Genomic DNA, 25,954 nt, shown 5'->3' on the forward strand with positions numbered 1-25,954 from the left:
AAACCCTGAGGAGATTCGCCTTCGGCGAATCTCCGAGCTTGCCCGACCCCGCTCCTCCGAGTACGCCTTGTCGCTCGTCATGCCCGCCTCGATCCATCACGGCCTGCGCAGCCCCGAGGACCTCTCGGCCTTCGGACGCATCGTGGGCTGGGCCTTCGGCTTTCCAGAGAAGGAAGCGTCGGAGTGGCTCGAGCATTCCGGCACGGACAACCTGCGCCTGTACTCGAGCGATGGCGCCGTGCGAGGCGGCTTGCTCACGATCCCCATGGGTCAGTACTTCGGCGGCAAGGCCGTGCCCATGGTGGGCATCGCGGGCGTGGCCGCCGCGCCGGAGGCACGCGGCAAAGGCCTGGCCCTCGAGCTCATGCACGCCACCGTGCGCGAGCTCCACGACAAGGGCGTCGCGCTGAGCACCTTGTACCCCGCCACGCTCACGCTCTACCGCAAGGCCGGCTACGCTCTCGCCGGCAGCTTGTTCGACGTGCGCATGCCCGCCGCGCGCATCGGCATCAGCGAGCCGAACGGCGACGTGCGCCCCGCTCATGACTCGGACGTGGCGGAGATGCAAGCGCTGTACGCGCGAGTTGCCCGCACCCGCGACGGCTATCTCGCCCGCGGCCCGTACATTTGGCAGCGCGTCCAAGCGCCCCGCAGCACCTCGGCGCAGCCTTTCGTGGTGGAGCGCGACGGCAAGCTGGAAGGCTACGTCTACCTCAGCCAGAAACGAAAGGCGCCGGGAGAGAACTTCGACCTCGCTCTCGCCGACGTGACGGCGAGCAGCGCGTGGGCCGCCAAGAAAGTGCTCGCCTTCCTGTACGGCCACCGCTCCGTGGTCGATCACGTGTCCTGGCGCGGGTCGAGCGCGGATCCCCTGCTGCTCGCGATCCCCGAGCGGGTGTACGAGGTACGACTGCGGGAGCACTGGATGACCCGCATCTGTCACGTGCAGGGCGCCCTCGAGGCCCGCGGCTACCCCGCAGGGCTGACCGCATCTCTCGAGCTCGACGTGCACGACCCGCACATTCCCGAGAATTCCGGCCGCATCGTGCTGACGGTGGAGAACGGTCGCGGCCATGTCAGCCGCGGCGGCAGCGGCAAGCTCCGGCTGAGCGTCGAGAGCCTCGCCGCCCTCTACACCGGTTTCCAGTCGCCCGAAGCCCTGGCTCGCTCGGGGAGTCTCACGGCCGACGACGCCTCCGTGGCCCTCGCCCGGGCGCTGCTGTCGGGTCCCCCTCCCGAAATGCCCGACTTCTTCTGACCATGCGCATTCCCCGCCCTTTCACTCACGTCATCTTCGATCTCGACGGCGTGCTGCTCGACACCGAGCCGCTGTACACCGAAGCCACGCAGGCCATCGTGGGGGAGCTCGGCAAGACCTTCGACTGGTCCGTGAAGGGCGACATGATCGGTCGCAGTGCCCTGGATGGCGCCCGCTATCTAGCGGAGAAGCTCGCGCTGCCCATCTCACCGGAAGAGTATCTACGCCGCAGGAAGCCGATCCTGGACGCGCTGTTCACCACCGCTCGAGAAATGGCGGGTGCTCGGTCGCTGGTGGAGATGCTCCAGGAACGCGTGCCCGTGGCGCTGGCCACCAGCAGCACGCGAGAGCAGTTCGAGCTCAAGACCGGCCACCACGACTGGTTCTCGGACTTCGACACCATCGTGTGTGGCGACGACCCGCGGGTGAAGGCCCTCAAGCCCGCGCCGGACATCTTTCTCGTCACCGCACGGGAGCTGTCCGTCGCCCCGGAGAGCTGCCTGGTGTTCGAGGACTCCCTCGCCGGCGTGGCCGCCGCCCGCGCTGCCGGCATGCAGGTGATCGCGATGCCCGATCCGGAGATGGACGCCTCTCGTTACACCGAGGCCCACTGGGTGATCGAACGCCTCGGCGACGTCAGCCTCGCCGATCTGGGCCTCTGAAGATTGTCGGTGCGGCGCGAATCCCGTCGCGACGGTTTCAGTTCTCCAGCGTGGAGTTGTTGATCTCGATCTTGGTGTCGTCGTGCATCGAGATGCCAGGCTGGGCGTACCACGAGCCGCCGGTGTTCTGCCGGATGGTGGAGTCGTTGATCACGATGTTGCCGGAGTGGTCGTTGGTGACGAAGAAGATGGCGCTACCGTGGGCGTTCACTTCGTTGTGCTCGATGAGCGTGCCGCACACGGACAGCGTCATGGTGTTGCCGTCGTTGTAGATGGCGCCACCGCTGCCGCCCCCTGGCGTGCCCGCCTGGGCCGGATTGGCGCCGTTGCCCACGGCCTTGTTGTAGCTGAACAGGCTGTTGACCACCGTCCACGAGACGCCGATGCTGCTGATGCCACCGCCGTTGGAGCAGGCATTGCCGTAGCCGCTCGCGTCCCCGCCGAAGGTGCTGTTCACCACGTACACCGGCTTGTCGTCGAACTGACTCAGCACGCGCACGGCGGCGCCGCCCACGTCCGGGCCGACGTCGTCGCACACGTTGTTGAAGAAGCGGCTGTTGATGATCTTGATGCGACCGCCGCGGGAGAAGATGGCGCCACCGCCTTCTTCCACGTTCCGCGCGTTGCCGTCGGAGAACGTCAGGTTCTGGATGCTGAGCTGCGGATGGTCCTGGTTCTGACAGTGCGACGTGGTCCACTTCTGCGCTTCGTCACAGGTGTTCATGTACAGGATGCGGTTCTTGCCGTCGCCGCTGAGCACCACCTTGCCGCCGCCGTCGATCACGATCTTGGGTCCGGTGTCGTTCACGATCTTGGCCGTCTCGGTCATCTTGATGACGACGGGATCGGGACCACAGTCGAAAGTGATGATGCCGCCCTTGGCCACGGCGTCCACCACCGCCTTGGAAGTACAGGACGCGGGCGTTCCGTCGCCGATCACGTTGTCGGGGTTGGACACGTCTTCAGGCAAGGCTTCGTTCGGGATGTTCAGGCTGCAGTTGCCGTCCGCCCAGCCCGCTGGAGGTCCGGACTCGGGGTGCGCCAGGGGGTTGTTGATGTTGCCGGGATTGGTGCCCGCGCCGGAGCCGCCGGTATTGGAGCCGCCCCCCGTGTTCGAGCCACCGCCACTGCCGCTACCGGCGCCGCCCCCCGTGTTCGCGTTCCCACCGCCGTCGTCCGAGCCGCAGCCCAGCTGAGTGGTCGCCAAAAGCCCAACGAAAAGCCAGCCGCAAAGGATCCGCCCGCGCATCGCACACCTCCTGGAACGTACGAACTATGCCAGCAGGGAAAGTGGCTCGCTATGGACGTGTTTGTCGGTGCATGTACGCGACGGGGCTCGCGCCGCACCAACATCAAAATGAAAAGCGAGTCAGGCGCGAGCGCGCAAGGCTTGCAGGTGGGGGCGATCCCAGTCGATGGGAAGTGCCCACACGTCCGCCAAACGGCGCGCGCGGCCAAGGGCCATGCACAGGGCACCGGGAGCTCCGTGCAGGAGCAAGAAACGACGCGCATCACCGTCGAGGTACAAGCGCTGATTGACGGCGTCGACGGCGGATTCCACTCGCTCACGCGGCGCGGGATGCTCCGAGCTGACGTTGCCCTCGGGCTCGGCTTCGAGCAGATCCCGGAGCGCGGCGTCGGGATCCTCGAGGCGATCGACGAACAAGAAGCGATCCGAGAGCGCGCGATTGGGCCCGAGCTCCGGGTGGGCGTAGTACGCCGCGAGCACCTGCGGCACGCTCGACGGCAGCGACGGCAGCGAGTGGTCACCCACGATCACGCCCAGAGCGCTGGGGCCCAGCTCGAGGGCGATCCCTTCGGATTGCAGGCGTTTGATGGCGTCTTCGAGGGTGGTCACGGGGCGCGTTGAGTCGGGCTGATCTTCCGGCTCCACCCGCAGCACCTTGGGCTTGCCGGCCGCCCGCGGGCCCAACACCACGCGCACGGCCTGGCCCTCGGCGGGCTCTGCCAAGCACGCGGTGACGTCGAAGAGCACCTCGCGGCCGTCTTCCAGCTCCGCGTAACCAAAGCCGTTTTCCGGCCGAAACGAGTAGACCAACCCTCTCATCGTGACTTCCACGGCCCCCGAGCTCCTTGAGGGTCCTACGCCAGCGCCGGGGGGGACCTTCCCTTACCCTGTCCTACACTGGAGGCACGCCCACGTAGCGGGCGCGGGGCCGAAGCAGACGACCCGTGCTGCGTTGCTCGAGGGCGTGAGCGACCCAACCTGCCGTGCGACCGATGGCGAACAGGGCGGACGGCGTGCCCGGAGCGAGACCCAGGGCCGCCGCGACGGCGCACAGGCCCGCGTCGAGATTCGGCGGCGGATACTCGCGGCGCTCGAGCTCCTTCACCAGCGCGAGCACCGTCGCCAAGCGGCGATGCGGGCGCGAGAGGCGCCGCGCAGCGTCCAAGAGCGCGCGACCGCGGGGATCGCCGGAGCGATACAGCGGGTGGCCGAAGCCGGGGATCTCTTCGCCACGACGCAGCCGCGCGCTGAGCACCGCGGCGACCCGCGCGGGGGTGCCGACTTCGTCGAGCAGTGCTTCCAGCCGCGCACTGGCGCCGCCGTGGCGCGGGCCGCTGAGAGTGGCGAGGGCGGCGGTGACGCAGGCGTACAGATCGGCCCCGGCGGACGCGGCCACGCGGGCGGCAAAGGTCGAGGCGTTCAGCTCGTGATCCGCGCACACGACCAAGGTGCGATCGACGAGGGCGCCGCGCGCTCGGGTGACCCGCACACCGAGGGCGACGAGCACCGCCTCGGCGATGGTGTCGGCGGCGAGCGCGGCGCGAGCATGCCCCAGGGCGGCGGCGAAGCGACGCACGATGCGCCGCGCGCGAGCGTGCTCTTTCGCGTCCGGCGCGTCGAAGCGGGCCATGTCGGCCGCGGCGAGCTCGGGGAGCAAGCGCGCGAAGACGTCCAGCGGCGCTCCCGCGCAAGGCCGCCCCCCGAGGCTCGGCGCGCCGAAGTGCGGACGCTCCGTGGGCAGCGCGCCGGTCCACAAAAGCTCCGCGACGCGCTCGAAACCCGCTTCTGCGTCGGCCAGGGCGACCGCGGCGTGACCGCGGTACAGCGGCCCCCTGGAGGAAATGCTGATGATGGCGCTCGACAGCACCGGCTCTCCGAAGCTCAGGGCGCCGGCCGCCACGGCGGCGTGGCCCGAGCGGGCGTCGCTGTTCGCCTTCAGTCGTTCCAGATCTCCGCGGGCGTAGAGCCGCCTGCGCCCGCTGCCGGAGGGAATGCTCGTGAGCTTTCCGCGGCTGGCGTAGGCGTACAGCGAGCGCACGTTCACACCCAAGATGCGAGCTGCCTCGGCGGCCGACACGAAGTCTTTCGTTGATTCACCTTTCAACGTTGATCAACATAGCAGTCGGCCCCACGCTGGGGAAGCCGGCACGGTCCGGCAGAAAGGCGTGGAACGGATGTCCGGACTCGAAGGTGTGATGGTGGCGGACACGGAGCTGTCCGAGGTCGACGGCCAGCGCGGGCAGCTCGTGATCCGCGGCTTCGAGGTGGAAGACCTCGCCGAGCGCGCGACGCTATCGGAAGCGATCGCGCTGCTCGCGGACGGCAATCTCGACGCCGGCGACCTGCGCGAAAAGCTCGGCGCCGGTCGGCTTCGTGGCCATGCCGCCCTCGGTCCGGCGCTGCTCGCGCAACCCGACGCCATGAGCGCCCTGCGTGCCGCGGTGGCCGCCGTGCCGGAGGAAGCACTGGGTGACGGAGCACGGAACGCCGCCGCGGAGCTCTCGGGACGCATGGCGGCGACCGCCGCGGCCTGGGCCCGCCACGCGCGGGGCCTCGCGCCCATCGCCCCCGCGCCGGAGCGGGATCACGCCGAGGACACGCTCAGGATGCTCTCCGGCGCGGTGCCCGATCCCGCGCTCGCCGCTGCGCTGCACCGCTACTGGGTCACGGTGGCGGACCACGGCATGAACGCGTCCACCTTCGCCGCTCGTGTGGTGGCGTCCACTGGGGCTCGCCGGGTGAGCGCGATCACCGCCGCCCTCGGTGCTCTCGAAGGCCCGCTGCACGGCGGCGCCCCGGGGCCGGTGCTCGACATGCTCGACGCCATCGCCACGCCGGACGCCGCGTCCGGCTGGCTCGGCCGCGAGCTCGATGCGGGTCGTCGCATCATGGGCATGGGGCACCGCGTGTATCGCGTGCGTGATCCTCGCGCGCGGGTGTTGGAACGCGCCGTCGAGACGCTGGAGCGCGAAGCCGTCGGCAGCGTTGCCGAGCGCCTGGCGCTCGCCCGCAGCGTGGAGCGCGCCGCCGAAGCGGAGCTCCGTGCACGGCATCCCGAACGGCGTCTAGAGGCCAACGTCGAGTTCTACACCGCGGTGCTGCTCGAAGCCCTGGGCATCCCGCGCCAGCTCTTCACGGCCATCTTCGCCTGCGGCCGCGTCGCCGGCTGGTGCGCCCACGTGGCGGAGCAACGCCAGCGCGGCCGCTTGATCCGGCCTTCGTCGCGCTACGTGGGCCCGGCGCCGAGCTCACGCCGGATTACTGCATGACGATGACGAAACAGGACCTCCACGAAGCGCACCACCAAGAACGACGCAAGCCGCGGCTCGAAGCTCAGGCGATCCACGACGCGGGTACCGCCCCCTGAGGCCTCCACGGTTCGTTCGTGCTGCCACAGCTTCATGGCCAACATCGGCGAGCGCTCCAGGAAGCGACGCCCCGGTTCGAGCTCCAGCAACGTCAACCGGCTGCGGTCGATTGGCAGCCAGCCGAATAGCAGCAACAGGCTGTCGAACAGATGCGCCGGCATCTCGAGCTCCACATCGCCCAGGCTCTCGCGATCCGCCGGATGGGTCATGCGCATCAACGGCGACAGCTCCCGGTTGATGCACTTCATGCTGGTGACCCACTGCCACACCCGCTCCGGCGTGGCGCTCACCACGGACTCGAAGCGCCGCTCCACGGGCCTCAGCTCGCTTCGGCTTCCGACGGCTCGTCGTGAATGTCGAGCCACTCGAAGAACGTCTTCATCGCTGAGCGCTGCCGCGGCGGCATGTATTCGAAATTGCGTCCGCGGTCGATGATCTCCCAGAAGTCCTTGCTGGTCACCCGCGCGAGCTGATCTCGAATCGCGATCAGCCGCTCTTTCGGCTCGTCCTTCATGTCGTTGGAAATGAGCTGGGCGCGATCCGGCTGCTTCTGGGTCAAGTAGTACGCCGCCAACTTCACCTGGGCCTTGCGGACGCCGAGCAGCGCCTTCTCTTGGCTGCGCACGCTCAGCGGCTGGTCCAGCTCCAAGAACTCCGCGAGCATCTGCTGCTCTTCTTCGCTCTCGAGCTCGTGCGCGTACTGGCACAGACTGGAAACGTCGTACGCCACCGTTTCGGTCACGAAGGTGAGCTTCATGTCGAAGCTCACGTGACCGTAGTAGAGCATGTGCTCCACGGCCTCCACCGCCATGGCGCCGTTGCCCTGCCGCAGGTAGGCCTCCACCAGCAGCCGGTACTGGTTCAACACGTTGTAGGCGGTGCGCACGTCCCGCGCGTTGAGCGTGGCACGCATGTAGGAGTTCATGAAGCGCAGCACGAGCCGCATGAGCTCTTCGTCCTTGGCCTCCCCGGCGGCCTCCCCCACGTAGCGGGTGTCGATCGCCACCAGGTAGCAGATGTCCCGCATGGTGCTCAGCGCCTCGTTGTAGATGCCGAGGTACTGCCGCATCACCTTCCACTCCACCCAGGTGCGGCGCTGCTCGAGGTCGTGGAGGCTCTCCGGGTCCATCGCGACGAAGTCCGGGTTTTGCCGGATGTCGCTGCCGATGTTGAACCACACTTCCGTGGCTTCGGGCTTCACGCGCACGTACTCGATGGCAAAGTCCTTCAGCGCGTCCACCGCCCCGCTGGCGATGATCTTGTCCTTGCCGGAGATGGAGTTACTGGTGATGTCCGTGAGCTCCTCCATGGCGCTCAGGGTCTGCGCCTGGGCCGCAGCGCACTGCACGCGGTCCCGGACCCGGGCGCCGACGCCGGCGACGCGCACCGCGTCCTGACGGATGCGCGAGATGATGTTGTTCGGCTCGAGAAACCAGAACACGTAGCCGAAGTACGGCGCCATCAACACCAAGCCGCCGGTGGTGGCGACCATCATGGCCACCAGCGTGTTCCGCGGCACGAAGTCCTGATGCAAAGAAACGCTGAGCCACACGCCGCAGACGCAGGCCACCAGGTAGAAGGCCATCACCCCCAGGTTCACCCGGTCGCGCAAGAACATGCGCGCCACGCCGGTGTAGCGCTCGGCGGACAGCTGCACGATGATGCTGACGACCGTGATCACGATACCGAACACGGCGGCGATCATTCCGGCCAGCGAGCTCACGGCGTCGGTGATGCTGGACGGGTCGAAGTGCAGGTAGTGCGCGAGGGGTCCCTTGCCGGAGCTCGGGTGCGGGTGGCTCGCGGAGAACACGTCGAGCGCGTAGAACGCCCAGAAGATCGCGAAGGCGACGGAGGTGAGCAGCACCACGGGCACGAGCCATTGCCGGCGAAAGCTGTGGCCGGAGTTGCTCGGGTTCGTCATGCCCCGCTACTATACAGAAACTCGGATTTGGGCGCGCGCAGCAGCCAAATCCCTGAAAACTGCAGCTACTCGGGCTTGGGGATGTCGCGATCCAGGATCGTCTTCCGCCCGTCTCGGGCGGCGTTCTGAATCGCCCGATCGCAGATCCGCCGCAGGTGGTCCGACAGCGGCCCAGTGACGCCATCGGAGGTGTTCATCCCCGAGCGCGCCCGCACGTAGGCCTTGAGCTTGGAGACCACCACCAAGACCTCCTTGGGCACGTCGTCGCTCTCGGCGCCGACGATTCGCCGCTTCGGCGCGGCTTCTTCGCGCCTTTCCTCGCTCTCGGCGGCCTCACGCTTCGCTTCTTCTGCTTCCCACTCCGCCCGACTCGGAGCGCGCGCCGGCTCCGCCCAGGCATCGCGATGCCGCATCATGGGCACGTGCGCGTCCCAACAGGGGACGGAGCAGAAGTAGAGCCCCATCCGCGCGCGATTGCAGGTGGACACGCTGCACAAGTAGTGGTCCGCGCCGAACTCGATCGGCGTCTTGCACGTGCTGCAGATCTTCCAGGTGCTGTCCGACATCGCGCCTCACTCTACCAGACGCCCAGAGCGTCTTTCATTTTTGTCGCTGCAGCGCGGAAACACCCTGCCGAGCTCAACCGTCTTTGACGAGCAGCACGCTGCGCGCCAAGAGCAGCTGATACACGACGCGATGCACCAGCGCGGCATCAGGGAAGGCCGTCTCGAGCTCGGCCAGGGACGGCTCGCGCTGGCCGATGGCTTCCGCCACGGCGCGCTCGTCCGGGTTCATCTCGAACAAGTCGAGATCCGCGCTCGGGTGTAGCCGCAACGGCGTGAGCCCCACCCGCCCCAGCATGCGCTGCATGGCGGCCGTCTCCGGGTGCTCCCGCAGGCCGGCGGTGAGCAGCGCCAACGGCTGAACCATGCCGGGGATCTTTCCCCAGCGGTCTTCGAGCAAGTCCAGTCCTGCGTAGAACGCGTACTCCGTGGTCGAAGGCAGGCTGAACAGCGCCGACAGTCGCTCGAGCAACTGCATGTCCCGCGCTCGGGAAATGTCGTCGGGTCGAGCCAGGCCGAACTCGAGCACCTCGTTCTCCAAGATGCCGTCGTGATCCGGCGGTTGGCTCAGGGGCTCGCTCTGCAGCTGGTTCTGCTCCACCACGCCATCCGCGACCAACAGGCTTGCGAGCGACGCCACCCGCCGCCCCAGCACCACCTTGCAGGGCGAACCGCTCTCCGCGTACACCGCGTGCTCCATCGGAATGTCGCTCCCCTGCGCGGCCTCGCGGAACACCATGGTGCCGCTGAGCCCCTTGTCGAGCAGGTACAGGATCAGGTGGGAGAAGGGCGTGCGCGCGAGGGAGCCCTTGGCGCTCGGGCTCAAGTTCGGCGGGGTGAAGCCGCCAGGCACCGAGCTCGAGAGCCCCGGCCGCGCGGCGGGGCGATTGCGCCAATGGCTCGAAGGCGCCGAGGGAGCCGACGGCTCGACCTCCGAGATCTCCACGCTGTCGGGGATGGCGTCGGGATCCACGCTCGGCGCGGTGCCCATCACCAGGGCGTGAATGGGCGAGGTGACGGCCACGGTGGGCGCGTCGTCGGTCGGCGAACGCAGCGGCGCGCGCGGCGCGGAGGACGGCATCGGGCGACGGGACGACGGCGAGCCCCGCCGCGAAGCGCTGCTCGGAGGTCCGCTCGGCGGAGCGCTACGGCGACTGGGCGGAGGCCCCGGCGGCCCCTTCTTTCCCGGTGGGCGACTGGTGGGCCGGGCCTCGCTCCGCTGGCGATTCGGCGGCGGAGCCGTGGGTCGATCCGTGTTCGATTGCCCTGGCCGCTGTGTGCTCGGCGGCTCGCCGAGACCCTGGGATGCTGCGGCGAGGCGCGGATCCCCCTCGGGGACGACCGCCAGCACTTCGCGGTTCGGATCCAGCGCCAGGTCCACCAGCTCCGGGTGGTCCAGGGGCCGCCCGTGGGCGTCGAGGACCAAGCGCACCGCGGGGCGGGCATACGCGCTCGGATCGTCGGGAGTGCGGATGACCACGCCCTTCTCGCCGGTGTTGAGCTGAACCGCGGTGCCCGAGGGAAAGATGCCGAGCGCGCCGACGAGCAGCGAGATCATCGCGCGCTCCGTGGCGTCCGGAGCTTCCGCCTTCATCACGGAAATGACCTCGTCCGGCGACATGGAGCGCGACGCCGCGAGATCCGGCGACAACAGCTCGTTGAATCGATGCGCCACACGCACGATGCGCGCCGCAACGGTCGCTCGGCGGGCGCCACCGTAGAGCGGACCGAGCGCACGCCCCTGATCCATCCAGTGGCTCTCGTAGGCGACCACGGTGCGCACCATGGATGCAGAGCGGAGCTGCCCCAGCGCCGTCAGCACCAGCGCCGTGGCGCCGGGCTTGCGACGTTCCTCTTCTTCCGTGAGTCGCGGGATGACTACCGGTCCGTCGCTGGGAAGGCCCACGATGCCCGCCAGCAGCGGATCGGCCACGTCCAAGAACAGTCCCGACATGGCGATGCGCGCCAAGGTGGAAAGATCTTCCGTGAGCTGGCGCCCCACGGACACCGCCAAGATCGCGCGATTCACCGCGCGCCCGGCTTCGTCGTGGTTCAGATTGCGCATCGCCGTCACGCCCAAGAACGCCGGCGTGTCCCCCTCCGAGAGCATCACCAGCTTCTGGGCCAGACGCTTGGCCTGGTGCGGCAGCTGATAGCGGCCCTCCTTGAGGTTGTCGTACACGCGACGCATCACCACCACGGCGGAGGCGTAGGTCCGGAGCACTTGCTCTTCGGGCGTGAGCTCTTCTTCCTCTTCGTCGAACAGCGCGGAGCTCACCCGACGCAGTCGGATGCGCGGCGTGGGCTCCAGCATGCCGCCTTCCACGTCCACCTCGGCGCCGGGCTGAAACAGCCGCGCGAGCTCCGTGAGATCGCTGCGATCCACGTCCGGTTGGATCACGATCTCGGAAAGGCCGAGCTTCTCCACCATGGCGCCCAGCTCCAGAGCCGCCTCGTACTCCGTGCGCGACGCCTTCAAGAGCTGCCCTGCCACGAACACCGTCCCCCGAGCGAACAGCAAAGACAGCGGGTCGTTCGTCTGCGCCGCGAACGCCTGAATGGCCTCGACGGTCTGATCCAACTGCTGGATCACGGCCATGTTGTCGAGGGCGTGGAACTGGGCGATGCGCAGCAGTCGGAAGATGGACAGCGCCAGCGTGGTGCCGAGCTCGCGGGCGCGCTGCCGCTGCTGCAGCTCCGCCACGTTCCGGAGCACGACGTCCGCGGCGGATGGGTCCGCCGGGGCTTCGACGCTTTCGTGTCCGATCTGGGTCATGGGTCAGCCCACCGGTGGCATTCCAAAGCGGGCGCGCAAGGTGGCGGCGGCGCGCGCGGCGGCAGAGCGCACCGGCTGAGTGTTGCTCCACTTGCCGCTGGCCTTGTCCAACGCTTCCAGGACCTCGCTCGTGGCTCCGTGTTGCTCGAGCAGCTCGATGGCCAAGATGCGGGTGTCGTCCACCGACTCCCGGGTGATCATCGCCCCCTTCTTGCACAGATCCAGGGCCACCTGCTCCGCGCGAGCCGGCGACAGCTCCCACAGGGTGGCCAGGGCCAGCCGCCGTTCGTCGAGGGGCAGCTTGTTGAAGGAGCCGCTGGTGATGTGCTGCACCAACGGCGGCCCGGCTTCCTTCACCTTGTAGCGCGCCATGGTCTTGAGCGACGCCACGCGAATCGCCGGATCCGAATCCTTGGTCAGCTCCGCCAGCTCGTCCCTCAGGCCCTCCACGTTGGCGGCCGCGCGAACGGCCACCGCTTCCACCCGCAGCTCCGCGTTCGGATTCTGCTCCACGAAGGAGAGCGCCGCGCGCGCGGCGTCGCTGTCCAGCCGGGCCAAGATGCTGAGCACCGACCTGCCGCGGGACAGATCCGCGTCCCGGAGCAGCTCTCCGAGCTCCATCTCGTTGCCCAGCACGTGACGCTCCAGGTAGCTCACCAGTGCGTCGCGCACCTCGTCCACGTCCGCGCGCCCCAGGGCCTCGAGCACGTGCGTGAAGTGATCGCGCGGCAGCTCCCGGAGCAGCGCTGCCAGGTGGGGCGCCGTCGCCACGATGCGCGGACGATCTCGATCAGGCACCGTTCGCGCGAGCGGTTTCAGCAGCGCGGCGAGCGTGGCCTCGTCCATCACGGCGGCGCACAGCGCCCGCTTGCCGTCCTGTCCGGCGTGCAGCGCCACGCCCTCCAATGCGGCAGACACCACGCGCAGCCCCGTGTCCAGCGTGTCGGTGGCGGCGTGCTCGTGTATCGCGGCCCGCAGCGGCATGGCCGCCAGCGGCAGCTCGTCGTGGCTCAGCGCATCCGAGGCCGCGTCCGCGTAGGCCGTGACGAAGCGCGCTTCCCACTCCTCTTCTGGCATGTCCAGGGCCCGCGCGATGGCCGTGCGCTTGGCTTCGTCCAGGGCCAGCGCGCCGCTGGAGCGCACCGCGCGCAGCGCCACCTGCCGCGCGGCGATCGCCGCCGCCCGCTCTTCCAGGCTGAGCGGCTCGCTCTGCAGCGCCCCCGTGCCGCGCTTCTTCCGGGTGCCCTGTTCCATCACCTCCTGCGCCGCTTCCATCAGCTCGGCGTATTCCTTGCGGGAGCTCGAGTCGTCCGAGCCGGTGACGGTCAAGAAGGAGCTGACCACGTTGTAGCTCACGTGCTCGAGCTGCTTCTCCCAGAAGGCCGTGGCCAGGTCGTCCTCCGGAGCGAAGTCCCGCAGCGGATCGCGCCGCAGCAAATCGAGCAGCGAGCGGATCTCCTCCACGCTGATGCCCTCCGCCAAGTCGAAGGAGCGAAAGCCGCTGGCGAACAGGTTGTAGGGAATGTCGTCGAAGGGATGCAGGGGCTCCCACACCACGTTGCCCTTGAGCGAGAACGAGTGCGGGCGCACGTCCCAGTGCACGCTGTCCGGATCCTTCTCCAACGCGGCAGCGATGACATCCGTCACCGCCTGCATGTGGCCACCGGTGACGGGATGCTCCCAACCGTACTGGCGCACCGCCATCAGCGCCTTCTCGATGCGCGAGAAGATCTCCGACAGCTGCTGGACGAGAGCCTCGTCTTCTTCCGTCGTCGCCGCCAGCTGCTCGGCGCCCGCTTCCGCGATGGCGGCCAACAGCGCCGCCTTGCCGCGCTTCTTCTCCGGCTCGGCAGCCACCGCGGTTCCACCGCGCAGCGCAGCAAGCACCTCGGCGATTCCGTCGCGCATCTCGTCTGCGCTCTGGAAGCGATTGCGCGGATCCCAGGACAGCGCACGATCCACCAGCGCCACCACTTCGGCGGGGAGATCCGGCGCCACTCGCGATACCGACGGCGCCGGCCGCGTCGCCGCGAGCACGAACGCCTCCTGGTGCGAACGCCCTTCGTGGAGCCGCTTGCCGCTCACCATGGCGTGCAGCACGGCGCCCATGGAAAAGATGTCCGTGCGGGCGTCGATGCGATCCGCCGAGCCCAGCGCCTGCTCCGGCGCCATGTACGCCGGAGTGCCGAGCGCCGTGCCCGCCAACGTGGGGTCCACGCCGGCTTCGCGTTTGCGAGCCACGCCGAAGTCGATCACCTTCACGTAGCCTTCGTCCGTGATGAAGATGTTCGATGGCTTCAGGTCACGATGCACGATCGCTTGCGCGTGGCACGCGGACAGGAAGTCCAGCACTCGATCGGTGATCTCGAGGGCGTACTCCACCGGCAGCTTGCGTCCGTTCTTCTTCCACAGCTTGTCGAGGGTGACGCCCTCGAGCAGCTCCATCACGAAGAACGGATCGCCCTGCTCGCTGAGGCCCTCCTCGAACACCTCCACGCGCCCGGCGTGGTCCACCGCCTGCGTCAGCCGCGCTTCCCGGATGAAGCGACCGCGGACGCCTTCGTTGCTGGAGAACTCGCTGTGCAGGACCTTCACCGCCACGGGCGTGCCGGCGGAGTCCTTGCTGGCGTACACCGCCGCCATGCCGCCGAGCCCCAACAGCCGCTCGAGATGCCAGTGGCCGACGGTCGAGCCCACCCGCCGTTTCGCGTCGGCCGTGTCGTCGTGTGCCGCCTGCTCCTGAGCCATGGATGGGATCCCCCGATCCTAGGGGGCTTTCCCCCAAGCGCAAGCATTGGGAACCTCAGCCGAATCTTGGGCGTGACAGGCGTCCTTTGGGCCGGCCAGGGTTTTCTGGTCCGCCGCGGAAACCGCGCTCCGCGGACCCGGGGGGCGTCCTTCCGTCGCTATTTCGTCACTTCGACGGCGCGCCCCCCTGCGCCTTGGCGCAGGCGTCGGCTTCCCCCTGGGCGCAGGCGCGCTGGTACAGGCGCCGCGCCGCGTCCACGTCCGGCGCGCCGCCGCGGTCCGTCTCGAGCAACTGCGCGAGGTCGTAGCAGCCCGTCGCGTCGCCCGCGTCGCACGCGCGCTGGAACGCACCGCGGGCGGCCGCGAAGTCCGCCGCGCCGCCCATCCCCGACGCCAGCGCCGTCCCCAAGTTGGTGCACCCGGCACCGCTCGCGAGCTCGCACGCCCGCGCGTACAGCTCCCGCGCGCGTCCCTCGTTCGCGTCGCCACCGCGCCCTTCCCGAAGCATCTGCCCCAGCTCGGCACAGCTGTCGCCGTGCCGCCCATCGCACCCGCGTTCGAACAGTTTGCGCGCGCGCGACGGATCGCGCGGCACCGCTTCGCCCTCCTCGAACATCCAGCCCAAGGCGCCGCACGCTTCCGCAGTCTTGGCATCGCACGCCTTGGCGTACAGCCGTACGGCCTGCTCGACGTTCTTGTCCACGCCGATGCCGTTCGCCAACTGATGTGCCAGGTTGTAGCAGCCGAGACCGCTACCGCCGCGGCAGGCCTTCTCGAACAGCGCGTGCGCCTGGGAAAGATCCGCCGCTCCTCCAATGCCCTTGGCGACGAGCGCGCCGAGATTGGCGCAACCGAGGAATTGTCCGGCGTCGCAAGCGCGTCGATAGTAGCTGCGAGCCCGCTCGAAATCTTGCGGCCCGCCCACGCCCTTCGCATACAACACGCCCAGATCGTTGCACGCGTCGGCGTGCTTTCCCTTGCAAGCCCTGTCGTACAACGCGCGCGCGGCGGCGTAGTCCTCCTGCGCTATCCGCAGCTCTCCGAGAGCGCCGCAACCCGGGGCATCCCCGCTGTCGCAGGCGCGCTGGAACAGCGCTTCGGCCCTTTCCGGCGCGTCGGCGCGCAACTGCTTGCCGAGCTCCGAGCACGCCCGTGCGTTGCCCGCGGAGCACTGTTCGTCGAGCCCACCGGGGGCGGAGGGCGACGCTTTCGCCGGCGCGGAGCTGCGGGTCCCGCACTGGAGCGAGAGGGCGGCGCAGGCGAGCGCCACCGCGTGCACTCCGAGGCGGGGGCTAGCGCTGCGAGAGAGCCCCATTCCCTTCAGCGGATTTCGAAGCTGGCCTTGGACGGCGCGGTGTTCACCGCAACGCGACCCAAACGCAGACCGCGCAGAGCGTCGGCGATGCAGTCCGAAGCCGACTCGCCCTGCTGGTCCGGCGGCGTCACGCCGACGCTCAGCAGCTTTCCACTGCGGCCGACGTACACCGTGGCCCGGAACTCGCCCCGGATGCCCTCGCGGCACTGCTTGGTCAATGACTCCGCGCGCTTCTCGAGCAGCGTGCGCGCGGTGGACGGAAGCGCCATGGGCGAGTCCGCCGGCTCCACCTCGAAGCCCACCTCCGCCAGGCCGTCACCGCTGAGAGGCTTCGGCCAGGTCTTGCTCTTCACGGTGTCGAGCACGCAGCGCTCCGCGTCGCGATCGCCCAAGGTGGAGTCGCTCAGGTAGGCCCAACGCAAGCTGCCGTCCCGGGCCACGCGCATGCGCAGGCTCACGCTGCCGCCCACCACGCTCAAGCGGGTAGACGCCTCTTCCACGCAGCGCAGGAGCTCCGGCCGCAGCCGGTCGAACTTCTTCTTCACGTCGTCGTGGCTGAGGCCGCCGATCTCCGCTTCGTAGCTGGCCGGCCCCCGATCCACGTGCTCCGGCGCGGGCGTTTCGTCCTGCACGCGAGCCACCTTTGGTGCGGGTTTGTCCGCGCCGCCACAGCCTGCCAGCAACAACGCCGCGCCGGCGCCCATCATGGTTCGAACGAGCTTCATGTCGATTCCCCTCAGCCGAGAGCGCGTGGAGCTTGACCGTGGTCAAGCCGGGTCGTCAAGAACGCGGCGGCGTGTTTTCGAGGGGGCAGACGGACGGTGACGGATTTTTGTGGCGGGCTTGGAGCGAACGCGTGGTTCCGCGGCGGACCAGCATCCATTCGGCCCATGGCCCGAAGTGCGGTCACTTCTTCTTGCGTCGGGCACCGAAGCGTCGGAGCGGCAACAAGAGCGCGATCAACCCGAAGGCGAGAGCGCTGACGTGGGGTCGGCGGCGGCCGTGGATGGAGACGGTGCAGCCGTCGCCCCCGCTCGAGCTGCTGCAACCGCTGGAACCGCTGGAGTCACCGCTGCAGCCGTCACCGCTCGACGAGCTGTCACCGCTGCAGCCGTCGCCGCTGCTCGACGACGAGCTGTCGCCGCTGCACGAGTCGCTGCTGTCGGACGAATCCCCGCTGCAGCCGTCGCTGCTCCCGTTGCTGTTGGACGAGTCACCGCTACAGCCGTCGCTGCTGCTGCTGTCGGACGAATCCCCGCTGCAGCCGCTGCCCTCCGACGATCCGGTGCACGACACGCCCACGTCCACGTTGCTGTCGGCGGGCTGCTCGCCGTAGTCCGGGCCGCCCGGCGGAGGCAGCTCGCCGGGCCCGCCGATGCCTCCGCCATTGCCGCCGCTGCCGCTGCTGCCACCGGTGCCAGGACCTCCGCTGCTGCCACCGCTGCCGGTGACGCAGCCCGTGGTGTCCGCTTCGCCGGCCATCTGAAGCGGCGAAACGGACAGGCCGTTGGTAAACGTCACGCTCGCGGCGTCGGGCGTCTGGGCGGCAATCACCCCGACCTGACGCGTGAGCTCGACTTCCGACGCATTCAGACCGCCGAGAGCGGCGGCGACGTCATCCGCGCTGCCACACACCAGCGGCTGCACGGCGATCTCGCCCGGCCCCGGCTGGGTGACGCAGGACGCCGGAGGAGACGACGAGGGCACCGAGGCCAAGAGCCCCGGCGCGCAGTACGGCAAGAGCGTCGCGCCCAGCGCGCCGGAGTCCTTCGCGTCCCACAGCGGCGAGAGGCACTCGGCCACCGCGGAGCTCGTGGCCCCCGCGGCCTTGGCCTCGGTGAAGTAGGCGTGAACCGCCGGCGAGATACTGCCCGACTGCCCCGGCAAGAGCAGCCATTGGTACAGCGGCGCGCTGCCCGCGGCTTCGACCATCCACGCGGCGCCCTGCTTTTGCACGAGGAGCGCGTCCCGCGCGCTCGCGTAGTCGCTGGTGGCAGAGAGCACGTTCCAGGTGGTGCCGACCTGATCCGGCTCGAGCACCTCGGCGCCTTGCACCTGCGCGCGGCCCGGAGCCACGGCGTAGAGCAGCACGCTCACTGGATCGCTGCTCCGCGCCACGCCAAACGGGATCTTCGGCGTCGCCAGCGGCACGGTGAGGCGCAACGTCTCCGTGCGCGCGCGGTCGCCGCTCTTGTCGTAGGCCAGCGCGATGAAGCGTGCGCTGGGATCGACGCCGGAAATCGCCGCGTCATCCGCCGCCGTCAGCTCGACGCCCTCGTTTTGGGCGAAGGCGAGGAGCTCCGCGAGATCCTTCGCCACCGCGACCTTGGTCGGGTGCGCGGTGGCCGCCGCGTCCGACTCCACCAGGGACTCGACGCTGGACGCCACGGTCTCGCCGCATTCGAGGGTGCCCTTGGGCGGCTGGATGCGCGGCGCCGTCGCCGAGTCCAGCGCATCGAGCCAAGCATCGAGGGCCGGATCCGCAACCGAGCCCGGAGGTGCGGGCACCACCAGCACGAAGTGCTTCCCGGTCCCCTTCACGTTGGCCCGAAGCCACACGGTGGTGTGCTGGGGGGCTTCCGCCAGCGCTACGTCCCAGCGCTCCACCCGCAGGCTGTCCCCCGGGGCGTCGAGGAGTCGTCCCGCAGCTCGTGCCGGGCCCGTGAAAGCGAGGCAGAGGGTCGAGGTCAAAGCCATCGACACGAGCCGCGAGACCATCCTCCGAGACATGTCGGCGCCAGGCAGTGCAACGGCCGTGCCTGGGAAATATTCGGGCTTTTGTCGGGATCCCGCGGTGCCGGCGTGAACCGCCGGAGTGTGGCGTCCCGGGCACACCCCGGAGCCGTTCACTTTTCTAGCAACGCGCGGCGGACCGCCTCCGACATGGGCGCACTTTTCAAGGAGTCTCACCATGTCCACCCGTCATTCGTCGTTTGCCCTGTTCGCCGCTCTGTTCCTCAGCCTCACCACCGGCTGCGCCCTGGACGCCGCGGACACGGACGGCACGGCGACGCAGGAAGATTCTCTCACTCCCTCGCTTCCCGGCCCCGGCGAAAACGGCGCCCAGCCCATGCCGGCCTCGGCCGAGCCCCCGGCCGTCGCTTTGGGCGGCGACTATCTGCAGCCCGTCGACGAACCGATGCTCGCCGACAACGGCAATGACGCGCGCGTCGTCGACGATGGTGCCGCCGTGCTGCCCCCCGCGCCCAATACGGTCCGGGCTCTGGAACAAGGCGCCATCGCCGCGCAGGGCGCGAGCGCGCGGGCCGTCGAGCCCATGCTTGCCGCTCCCGGCAACACCGTTCAGGCGCTGGAGAACAGCGACCAGGTGTGGACCGGCTCCCAGCAGCAGCAACCGGCGTCCGCGGACACCGCCCAAGACACGCACTGGGACAGCATTCCCATGATTCCCAAGCTCGGCATTGGCGGCCGCTGCTCCGAAGACCTGCAGTGCGAGACGGGTTTCTGCGACTTGGGGATGTGTGACGACGCCCACTGAACGACCTTCGATGCGTGCCCCGCGGGGCGGTCCCACTGGGATCGCTCCGCTCTACATTTTGTCGGCGTGACGCAGTGACGTCAGCGCGTCTTCGGGGCTGCCCGTGACGCCCAGGGCTTGCCGCCATGGCACGGCGGGCAGCTCCGCGTCGCGCAGCCGATGCACGAGTCGCAGCGTCGTCAGGGCGTCGAGCCACTCGTGCAGGCGACGGCGAAGGACGTCCGCCGCGGGACGTTCGCGACGCGCGCGGACAAGGACGGCATCGAGGCCGCGCTCCGCCAGGAACGCGCCGCTCACGGGATCGAGCCGGACCTCGCCGCGCGCCGCGACGAAGTGCTCGAGCTCCGAAAGCACGCCGGCGAGCCGCGTGAACACGCGCGGGTCGAACAGCGTGGGCTCGCGCCCCTCGACGAGCAGGGCGGAGAGCCGTGCCACCGCCGGGCCCGTGCCGAAGGGGACCCGCGACGAAGTGCGGGCGCGAAGCTCGACGACGCCGCCGGGGGCGGCGCGCACGGGGGCGACTTTCGCGAGCTTGGCGAGCAAGTGGAAGTCCTCGCCGCCGCTCCGCGCCGGAAAGCCTCGCACCGCCGCGTAGTGCTCGGCGTGCACGCGCAGCGTACTGCCCACGGTGTGGAAGGCCCAGGGCGAACCGGCGCGCGCGAGTCCCAGGACGTAGTGCCGGAGCGAGAGCTCGTAGTGCACGTGCGCGAGATCGACGAGGGCGTTTCCACATGGCACGTGACGAAAACGCGAAACGACGGCGCTCGCGTCGGGGGGTTCCTGTGACGCGAACGCGTCCGGGGGCAGGGTCGCGTCGGCATCGGTGCAGACGATGAAGGGCGAGCGCAGGCCGCCCCGGCGATACAGAGCGAGGGCGAAGTCCGTACCGATGCGCCGCGCGAGACCCACGCCGCCGCGGGCGGGCAGCCGTACCCCGGGGCTCGCGCGGTCGATGGCGACGACGGAGAAAGCGTCGTCCTCCGCCGGCAGCTCCGCGAGGAGCCGCGCGTTCTGCGCGTGGACCTCCGTCGCGCACTCTTCTGCGCCGTTCACCACGACGACGACCAGCGTGCGCCCCGCACCAGCCCGCGCCGCCGCGCGATAGCCGTCGAGCAGGCAGACGCTTTCCGCGCGGGCCGGCACCACGATGACCCGCTCGAAACGCTGCCGCACCTCCGCTGCGCGAGCGTGCTCCGGCTCCGCGTAGCGGGCGAGGTACTTGTCGACGACCTTCAATGCACCGCGGCGCGCAGCGGCAGGCCCGCCACGAGCTCGGCCTCGAAGGTCAAGAGCTCTTCCGCCCGCGCCGTGACGCGCTCCTCGTCGAAGTGCTGGCGCGCCAGGCGGAAGAACAATCCATGATGGCGCGACTCCGAGCGCGTGAGATCGCGATACGTCGCTTGCAGAGAAGCGTCCGTGAGCGCCTCGGCCACCAGCCCGAAGCGTTCGCAACCGCGCGCCTCCACGATACCTGCGACCAGCAAGCGATCGAGCAGCACCTCATCGCCCGCCGTGCGCACCCGCGCCCGGAGGCCGCGCACGTAGTCATCCCGGTAGTCGGCGCCGAGCTCCACGCCGCGCGCTTCGAGCAGCTTGTACACGATGTGAAAATGCTCGAGCTCTTCCCGCGCCAGCTCGATCATGGGCTCGATGATCAGGGGCTTGTCGCTGTACTTCACGACGAAGCTCATGGCCGTGGCGCTCGCCTTCCGCTCACAGGCCGCGTGATCCACGAGGAACGCGTCGAAGTCGCTCATCACCGCATCGAGCCAAGCCGGAGCCGTGCTGCTCTTCAAACGCAACATCGCCTCCCCCTACCACTACTGCGTCTCTCCGGCAGCAGCGATGCAGCGGAGCTAGAGCGCATCTCACAACCTGCTCACGAGCGCTTTCGGGCGTGCGGCACCATCTGCAGCGTTGCCGCTCGTTGAAATACTCCGAGTATTCCGTCCTCGCGCCGCCTCGCAGCTGGTGCCGCACGCCTCGAAATCACAACCCTCGAGGTTGCGAGATGCGCTCTAGCACTACTTGATTAGGGGATCGGGTTGTGATCTACGGTCTGAATGAAGACCTTCGCAGCGCTACGGAACAGCCTCGACGAGTTCCTGAGCGGACATCTCGAGGGATTGGAAAATGAGCAGCGTGTCGAAGCGTTGGGCTGGTATTGCCAGGGCCTAGGCTTCGAAGTGGAGGCCAAGACGGCGCTGGGGTTGGCGACGGCCATGGCTCCGAACGCGGTCCAAGCCAAGCGGCAGCGAATGCAGCGCGCGCTTCAGCGGGGACGCTTCGGTCACGAAGAAGTCTTCGAGCGCTTGCAGGAGACGGTCTTCGAGTCGGGGAAGGTGCATGCCTATTGCATCGACGACACGGGCATCGCGAAGAAGGGGTCGCGCTCGGTGGGCGTGCAGCGCCAGTACTCGGGCACACTCGGCAAGATCGGTAACTGCCAGGTGATCGTGTCACTGCACGGCGTTTCCGACTCGTTCGGAGCGTGTCTGGGGCTGCAGCTCTATCTGCCCGAGGACTGGAGCACCGACGCCGAGCGTCGCGCGGAGGCCGATGTTCCCGCTGATGTCGAGTTCAAGAAGAAGTGGGAGATTGCGCTGCAACTGCTCGATTCGGCGCGGGAGAGGGGCGGCTCGACGCTCCCGGTGCTTGCCGATGCGGGCTACGGCGACTCGCGGGAGTTTCGCGACGGGCTGCGAGAGCGCGGGTTGAAGTACGCGGTGGGCATCTCTTCGCAGACTTCCGTATGGAGGCCCGGCACGCAGGTCGCGGTGCCACCTCGCACGGGGCGTGGTGGGCCACCTTTCAAGCGCGCCAAAGCGGTCGATGGGAGCTCGCCGGTGCTCGTCGAGGTGCTGGCCAAGGAGCTGGCGGCCGCAGGAAGTTTCAAGCGCGTCTGCTGGAGAATGGGTTCCAAGGGACCGCTGGAAGCCCACTTCGCCGCCGTGCGTATTCGCAGCGCCGAAAAGCGGACGAAGAAGAAGCCTCCGGGCGAAGAGGAGTGGCTGCTCATCGAGCGCGAGAGCAACGGGGACTTCAAGTACTACTTGTCGTCGATGTCGGCTCGAGCCTCGCTCAAGACCATCGTTCGGCTCGCCAAGATGCGATGGCACATCGAGCGCGATTACCAGGACATGAAGCAGCAGCTTGGCTTCGACCGGTACGAAGGCCGATCGTGGGGTGGTCTGCATAGACATCTCGCGATGGTCGCCCTGATGCACGCCTTCATCGCCCTCCGCCTGGAGGTTTTTTCCCCCTACGGATACGACGAGCCCTTGGACATGGAATGACTTCCGCAGGGCCGTCGCCCAGGTCCTCCTTCGCTGGGTCGGCCACTGCCCAGCCTGCGCGCGCCCCTTCGACAGATTTCCCTCCGCAAAGCGGGTCCGGTAGCCCGCGTTCGCGCAGCGATAATCGGATACCCCGGCGAGGCCATCGTCCTCGTGATCGTCCGTCGTGGTCGTCGTCGTGCTCGTGCTCCTGCTCCTGCTCGTGCGCGTTCCGCCTCCGGTGTGCAATGAGCCCGGACGATCGCGCACGTGTCACGCGCACGCGCACGATTCACGACGACGATCACGAGCAGGAGCACGATTTCTGCCTATGGCCTGCCGAGTCTGCAGCCGTATACGCCCCTTCAACACATTCGGGCGAACTGGGCTGATCAAGTAGTGCTAGTCTCCTTCTGCGCCGCACTCCAGCGCCACCACGCCCTTGCGATCCACCGCGTACAAGCGCCCTCCGAACAGCACCGGGCTGTGCACCGCCTTCTCCACGCCCCGCGGCGTGCCGCGCCAGAGCAACTTGCCGTCCGAAAGCGACAGCACCGCGAAGCCGTCGCCCTGCACCGCCACCACCGTGCTCGAGCCCCGCGCCACCGCGAAGCTGGTGGCCCACAGCATGCCGCTGTCCCGCGGCGGCTCGAGCGGCGTCGCCCAGCGCCGTTTCCCATCCTTTGCGGAAAGCGCCACCAGCGCGCCGTCGTCGCGCCGCACCAACAAGAGATCTCGAACCAAGGCGGGGGCGATGCTCTGGGTGCTGGCGATGGGCACCTCCCACAGGAGCTCGCCGTCCGAAAGCCGCCGCGCGGTGAGGGCCGAGGGCTCGCCGCTCCCTTCGCGCCGTTCGAGCACGAACACGCTGCCGCCGCCGATGCTGGCGTGGCTCCGCGGAATGATTTCCGCACGCCAGCGCTCGCTGCCGTCCGCCGTGGCGAAGGCGAACAGGCCGCTGCCCGGCGACGGCCGATAGTCCGCGCTCTGCACCAGCACGCCGTCCGACAGCGAAAGTCCCCCCACGCGATCCATCACGTCCTCCGCCTTTTGCCCGTACTCGTTCTTGACCCACAGCGGCGCGCCGCCGCTCTCCAGCGCCCCCGCGTACAGCTTGGGCCCCGCCACGTACCAGGTGTTGTTGGCGAACAGGTTCTCGCCGTCCGTGAGCACCTCGCCCCAAGAGTCGAGCCCGCGGTTCACCTCGCGCTCACCGGTGCGGGATTCCAAGATGTACAGGCCGTCATCGTTCAACACCACGCGATCGAGCACCAGCGCGGGCCAGTGAAAGCGCGTGATGTCCACGTGACTGTCGAAGGTCCACGCGAGCTCCCCCGTGGGGCTCACGCGAAACACCGCGGGGGATTGCCCGATGATACCGCTCACGTACAGAGCCTTGGGTCCCGCGATCACGTGCTGCGCGCGCGCCGGTCGCTGCACCGCGTCCGGTGGCACGAAGCGCCAAGCGACCGACAGCGGTCCGCTACAACAACCCCGCGAAGTACCCGTGCGTGCGCTGTCGTGGCTCAGCACCGGCCAGGGATCCGCAGGGCAGCGCAGCGGCGCGCTCCCCACCGCGGCGGCCGAGCGCACCGCACCAAGCCCACGCCCGAGGGGATCCTTGCTCGGCGCCTCACAGGCCACCGAGAGCGCCCCCGCGAGCAACACCACGACAGCCAGCGTTCGCACCGCCGCTGTCATAGCCCAAGCCGAGCCTCGGGGCCTCTGGATGTTGGTCCGGCGCGAGCCCCGTCGCGCCCCGGACGTCGACGCTCCGGCACCTGGCGAGTCGAGGCGAGTTCGCCGCCATGCACGGCGACTGCCACAGGGTGCCCTCCGACAGGCCGTCGCGCTTCTGTGGAAGCAGGGTCACCACCTCACCGTTGTGCGGGTCCATCCGCCAGCGCCCGCCGGGGGGGCGAAACCTGGATCTCGACGCTGAAGTGACCGCGCTCGATGCTCACGTACGGAGCTGGCTTCCCAGCCTTTGCTGGGCCCTGACTCCGTGTTGCCGCCATGCACTTCACCTTGCAGGGTGTGCGCACGGCGCGTCAGGTTCCCATGTCATGCGGCACGCCCGTGTGATCGATCACCAACCGACGCGCGATGAAACGGTGGGACCAGCTCCGCGACCTCGGCTTGGTCGTGAAGCACCCGGAGCCTGAGCGTCAAGTCCCGCTCCGAGCCCGTACGCCCGCTCGTTGCGCGCGCAGGTGGCGCAGGGCGCCGCGCCATCATCGCGGGAATGGCCGACCCGATCGCAGAGCGGAACGAAGCGATCCATCGGACTGCGATAGCGGCGATTCGGCGCGACCCCAGCGCCGTTCATGGTCTAACCGCCGGCACCGAGACGGCGTGATCAGATTGGTCTGGTGCCGGCGGTTCGGGTCGCCTTTGGCGCAGCGCCCCTCGAAGCGGAGCGCTGAGCTCCTGTGAGGGGTCCAGCGCGGAGCTGGCGGTCTCTCGCGGAGCGGGCCCGGCCACGCACTTCACTTCGACGGTCTGCGGGTTGTAGAGACCGAGGGTGACGACGTCGAGCAACCCATTGGAGAAGGAGGTCTCGGTCTGGATCTCCGCCCAGCCTTCGGGGCAGATCCGCGACAGCTGGTACGGCCCGCTGGCTTCGGAGGTGCCACCGACGAAGCCATGGTGCCATCGCTGGTCGCCTTCGAGCGGAGCATCACCGATGGGCTTGCCGTTCTTGAGCGTCGTGGAGTAGCAGCCGCTGGCGCCGAGCGCGATGACTGCAAGCAACAGAAGGGCCGTGCGTTTCATTGCGTGCTCCCCTTTTGGTTGGAGGTCTCCGCGGCGGCTACCTGGCCGTCGGCGCACGTCACGTAGACCTTGCGCGGCGCGTAGATGCCGAGGGTGACGATTGTGAGCGAGCTGGTTCCGACGTTGCCCCCGGTGCGGGCCATCGCGATGCCGTTCGGACACCAATCGCGCGTGTCGTATTCCTTGTCGCCGACCAGGCCGAAGACGTAATGGTTCGACCACTCTTCGTGCGTCGGCTCGCGCTTCGCGGCGGACGGGTCTTCGACGAACGTGGCCTTGTAGCAGCCGGCCGTCGCCGACAGCGTCGCGAGCGCAAGGACCAGCCCAATCTTGGCTCGCCAGCTCCCAGTGACTGAATCTCGATCTTTCACCTTGCCCACCTTTCGATGGCGGCTCTTTCAAGCTGCGTGCCAGCGCACACACGCGAAAAATCTGGGCGCGCGGCGCGCGACTGTCCGCCAGGCGGACACTCGTCCGGACGAGTGTCCTGAGCGGGAGCTCACCTCCTGAACTCGACACGAACGAAGCTTTCTCAACAGGAT

Annotated in this window: 21 protein-coding genes; 5 read left to right on the forward strand and 16 right to left on the reverse strand. The window is 68.8% G+C overall.

Features of this window, described 5'->3' with window-relative positions:
* Positions 1-79 precede the first annotated feature (79 nt).
* A complete protein-coding gene (locus H6717_17250; GenBank protein ID MCB9578779.1) occupies positions 80-1,258 on the forward strand; it encodes a GNAT family N-acetyltransferase in 1,179 nt (392 codons plus the stop codon).
* Positions 1,259-1,260: 2 nt separating this feature from the next.
* Positions 1,261-1,920, forward strand: coding sequence for an HAD-IA family hydrolase (locus H6717_17255; GenBank protein ID MCB9578780.1), 660 nt, complete (start codon positions 1,261-1,263; stop codon positions 1,918-1,920).
* A gap of 37 nt (positions 1,921-1,957) precedes the next feature.
* On the opposite strand, the gene H6717_17260 is transcribed toward H6717_17255, so the two are convergent.
* The 3 genes from H6717_17260 to H6717_17270 form a co-directional block, all read right to left on the reverse strand.
* Positions 1,958-3,157, reverse strand: a complete 1,200-nt coding sequence (locus H6717_17260; GenBank protein MCB9578781.1) for a hypothetical protein — start codon at positions 3,155-3,157, stop codon at positions 1,958-1,960.
* Between the two features lie 132 nt (positions 3,158-3,289).
* Positions 3,290-3,988, reverse strand: a complete 699-nt coding sequence (locus H6717_17265) for a hypothetical protein (protein MCB9578782.1) — start codon at positions 3,986-3,988, stop codon at positions 3,290-3,292.
* Between the two features lie 73 nt (positions 3,989-4,061).
* On the reverse strand, positions 4,062-5,246 hold the full coding sequence (locus H6717_17270) for a helix-turn-helix domain-containing protein (protein MCB9578783.1): 1,185 nt from the start codon (positions 5,244-5,246) through the stop codon (positions 4,062-4,064).
* Between the two features lie 97 nt (positions 5,247-5,343).
* On the opposite strand from H6717_17270, the gene H6717_17275 reads away from it, so the two are divergent.
* Positions 5,344-6,438, forward strand: coding sequence for a citrate synthase (locus H6717_17275; GenBank protein MCB9578784.1), 1,095 nt, complete (start codon positions 5,344-5,346; stop codon positions 6,436-6,438).
* Here the strand turns inward: H6717_17275 and H6717_17280 are convergent.
* The 8 genes from H6717_17280 to H6717_17315 all read right to left on the reverse strand — a co-directional run bounded on the left by H6717_17280 (position 6,396) and on the right by H6717_17315 (position 18,560).
* Positions 6,396-6,851 (reverse strand): hypothetical protein, encoded by a 456-nt coding sequence (locus H6717_17280; GenBank protein MCB9578785.1) that lies wholly within the window; start codon positions 6,849-6,851, stop codon positions 6,396-6,398. The two genes, H6717_17275 and H6717_17280, sit on opposite strands and share 43 nt — an antisense overlap.
* A 5-nt stretch (positions 6,852-6,856) precedes the next feature.
* A complete protein-coding gene (locus H6717_17285; GenBank protein MCB9578786.1) occupies positions 6,857-8,461 on the reverse strand; it encodes a DUF2254 domain-containing protein in 1,605 nt (534 codons plus the stop codon).
* Between the two features lie 65 nt (positions 8,462-8,526).
* A complete protein-coding gene (locus H6717_17290) occupies positions 8,527-8,721 on the reverse strand; it encodes a hypothetical protein (protein MCB9578787.1) in 195 nt (64 codons plus the stop codon).
* Positions 8,722-9,100: 379 nt separating this feature from the next.
* Positions 9,101-11,800, reverse strand: coding sequence for a hypothetical protein (locus H6717_17295; GenBank protein MCB9578788.1), 2,700 nt, complete (start codon positions 11,798-11,800; stop codon positions 9,101-9,103).
* A gap of 3 nt (positions 11,801-11,803) precedes the next feature.
* Positions 11,804-14,548 (reverse strand): protein kinase, encoded by a 2,745-nt coding sequence (locus H6717_17300; GenBank protein MCB9578789.1) that lies wholly within the window; start codon positions 14,546-14,548, stop codon positions 11,804-11,806.
* Positions 14,549-14,714: 166 nt separating this feature from the next.
* Positions 14,715-15,863 carry an SEL1-like repeat protein gene (locus H6717_17305; GenBank protein MCB9578790.1) on the reverse strand — a complete coding sequence of 383 codons (1,149 nt, stop codon included), beginning with the start codon at positions 15,861-15,863 and terminating at the stop codon, positions 14,715-14,717.
* Between the two features lie 5 nt (positions 15,864-15,868).
* Positions 15,869-16,588 (reverse strand): hypothetical protein, encoded by a 720-nt coding sequence (locus tag H6717_17310; GenBank protein ID MCB9578791.1) that lies wholly within the window; start codon positions 16,586-16,588, stop codon positions 15,869-15,871.
* Between the two features lie 181 nt (positions 16,589-16,769).
* A complete protein-coding gene (locus H6717_17315; protein ID MCB9578792.1) occupies positions 16,770-18,560 on the reverse strand; it encodes a DUF2330 domain-containing protein in 1,791 nt (596 codons plus the stop codon).
* A 214-nt stretch (positions 18,561-18,774) separates the two neighbouring features.
* On the opposite strand from H6717_17315, the gene H6717_17320 reads away from it, so the two are divergent.
* Positions 18,775-19,362, forward strand: a complete 588-nt coding sequence (locus H6717_17320) for a hypothetical protein (protein ID MCB9578793.1) — start codon at positions 18,775-18,777, stop codon at positions 19,360-19,362.
* Between the two features lie 51 nt (positions 19,363-19,413).
* Here the strand turns inward: H6717_17320 and H6717_17325 are convergent, their stop codons facing one another.
* Positions 19,414-20,598, reverse strand: coding sequence for a hypothetical protein (locus tag H6717_17325; protein MCB9578794.1), 1,185 nt, complete (start codon positions 20,596-20,598; stop codon positions 19,414-19,416).
* Complete coding sequence (locus tag H6717_17330) at positions 20,595-21,167, reverse strand: tRNA-(ms[2]io[6]A)-hydroxylase (GenBank protein MCB9578795.1); 573 nt, start codon at positions 21,165-21,167, stop codon at positions 20,595-20,597. Before H6717_17330 ends, H6717_17325 begins: the two co-directional genes overlap by 4 nt.
* 258 nt (positions 21,168-21,425) lie before the next feature.
* Between H6717_17330 and H6717_17335 the strand changes: the two genes are divergently transcribed.
* Positions 21,426-22,658, forward strand: coding sequence for an IS701 family transposase (locus H6717_17335; protein ID MCB9578796.1), 1,233 nt, complete (start codon positions 21,426-21,428; stop codon positions 22,656-22,658).
* A gap of 381 nt (positions 22,659-23,039) precedes the next feature.
* Here the strand turns inward: H6717_17335 and H6717_17340 are convergent, their stop codons facing one another.
* The 3 genes from H6717_17340 to H6717_17350 all read right to left on the reverse strand — a co-directional run bounded on the left by H6717_17340 (position 23,040) and on the right by H6717_17350 (position 25,783).
* The gene (locus H6717_17340; GenBank protein ID MCB9578797.1) at positions 23,040-24,326 is read right to left on the reverse strand and encodes a PQQ-binding-like beta-propeller repeat protein; all 1,287 of its coding nucleotides are present in this window, start codon (positions 24,324-24,326) and stop codon (positions 23,040-23,042) included.
* A gap of 636 nt (positions 24,327-24,962) precedes the next feature.
* Positions 24,963-25,412 (reverse strand): hypothetical protein, encoded by a 450-nt coding sequence (locus H6717_17345; GenBank protein ID MCB9578798.1) that lies wholly within the window; start codon positions 25,410-25,412, stop codon positions 24,963-24,965.
* Positions 25,409-25,783: a hypothetical protein gene (locus H6717_17350; GenBank protein ID MCB9578799.1), complete on the reverse strand. Its 375-nt coding sequence runs from the start codon at positions 25,781-25,783 to the stop codon at positions 25,409-25,411. Before H6717_17350 ends, H6717_17345 begins: the two co-directional genes overlap by 4 nt.
* Positions 25,784-25,954 lie beyond the last annotated feature (171 nt).

This window comes from Polyangiaceae bacterium, from assembly GCA_020633235.1.
Taxonomy (GTDB): Bacteria; Myxococcota_A; Polyangia; order Polyangiales; family Polyangiaceae; genus JACKEA01.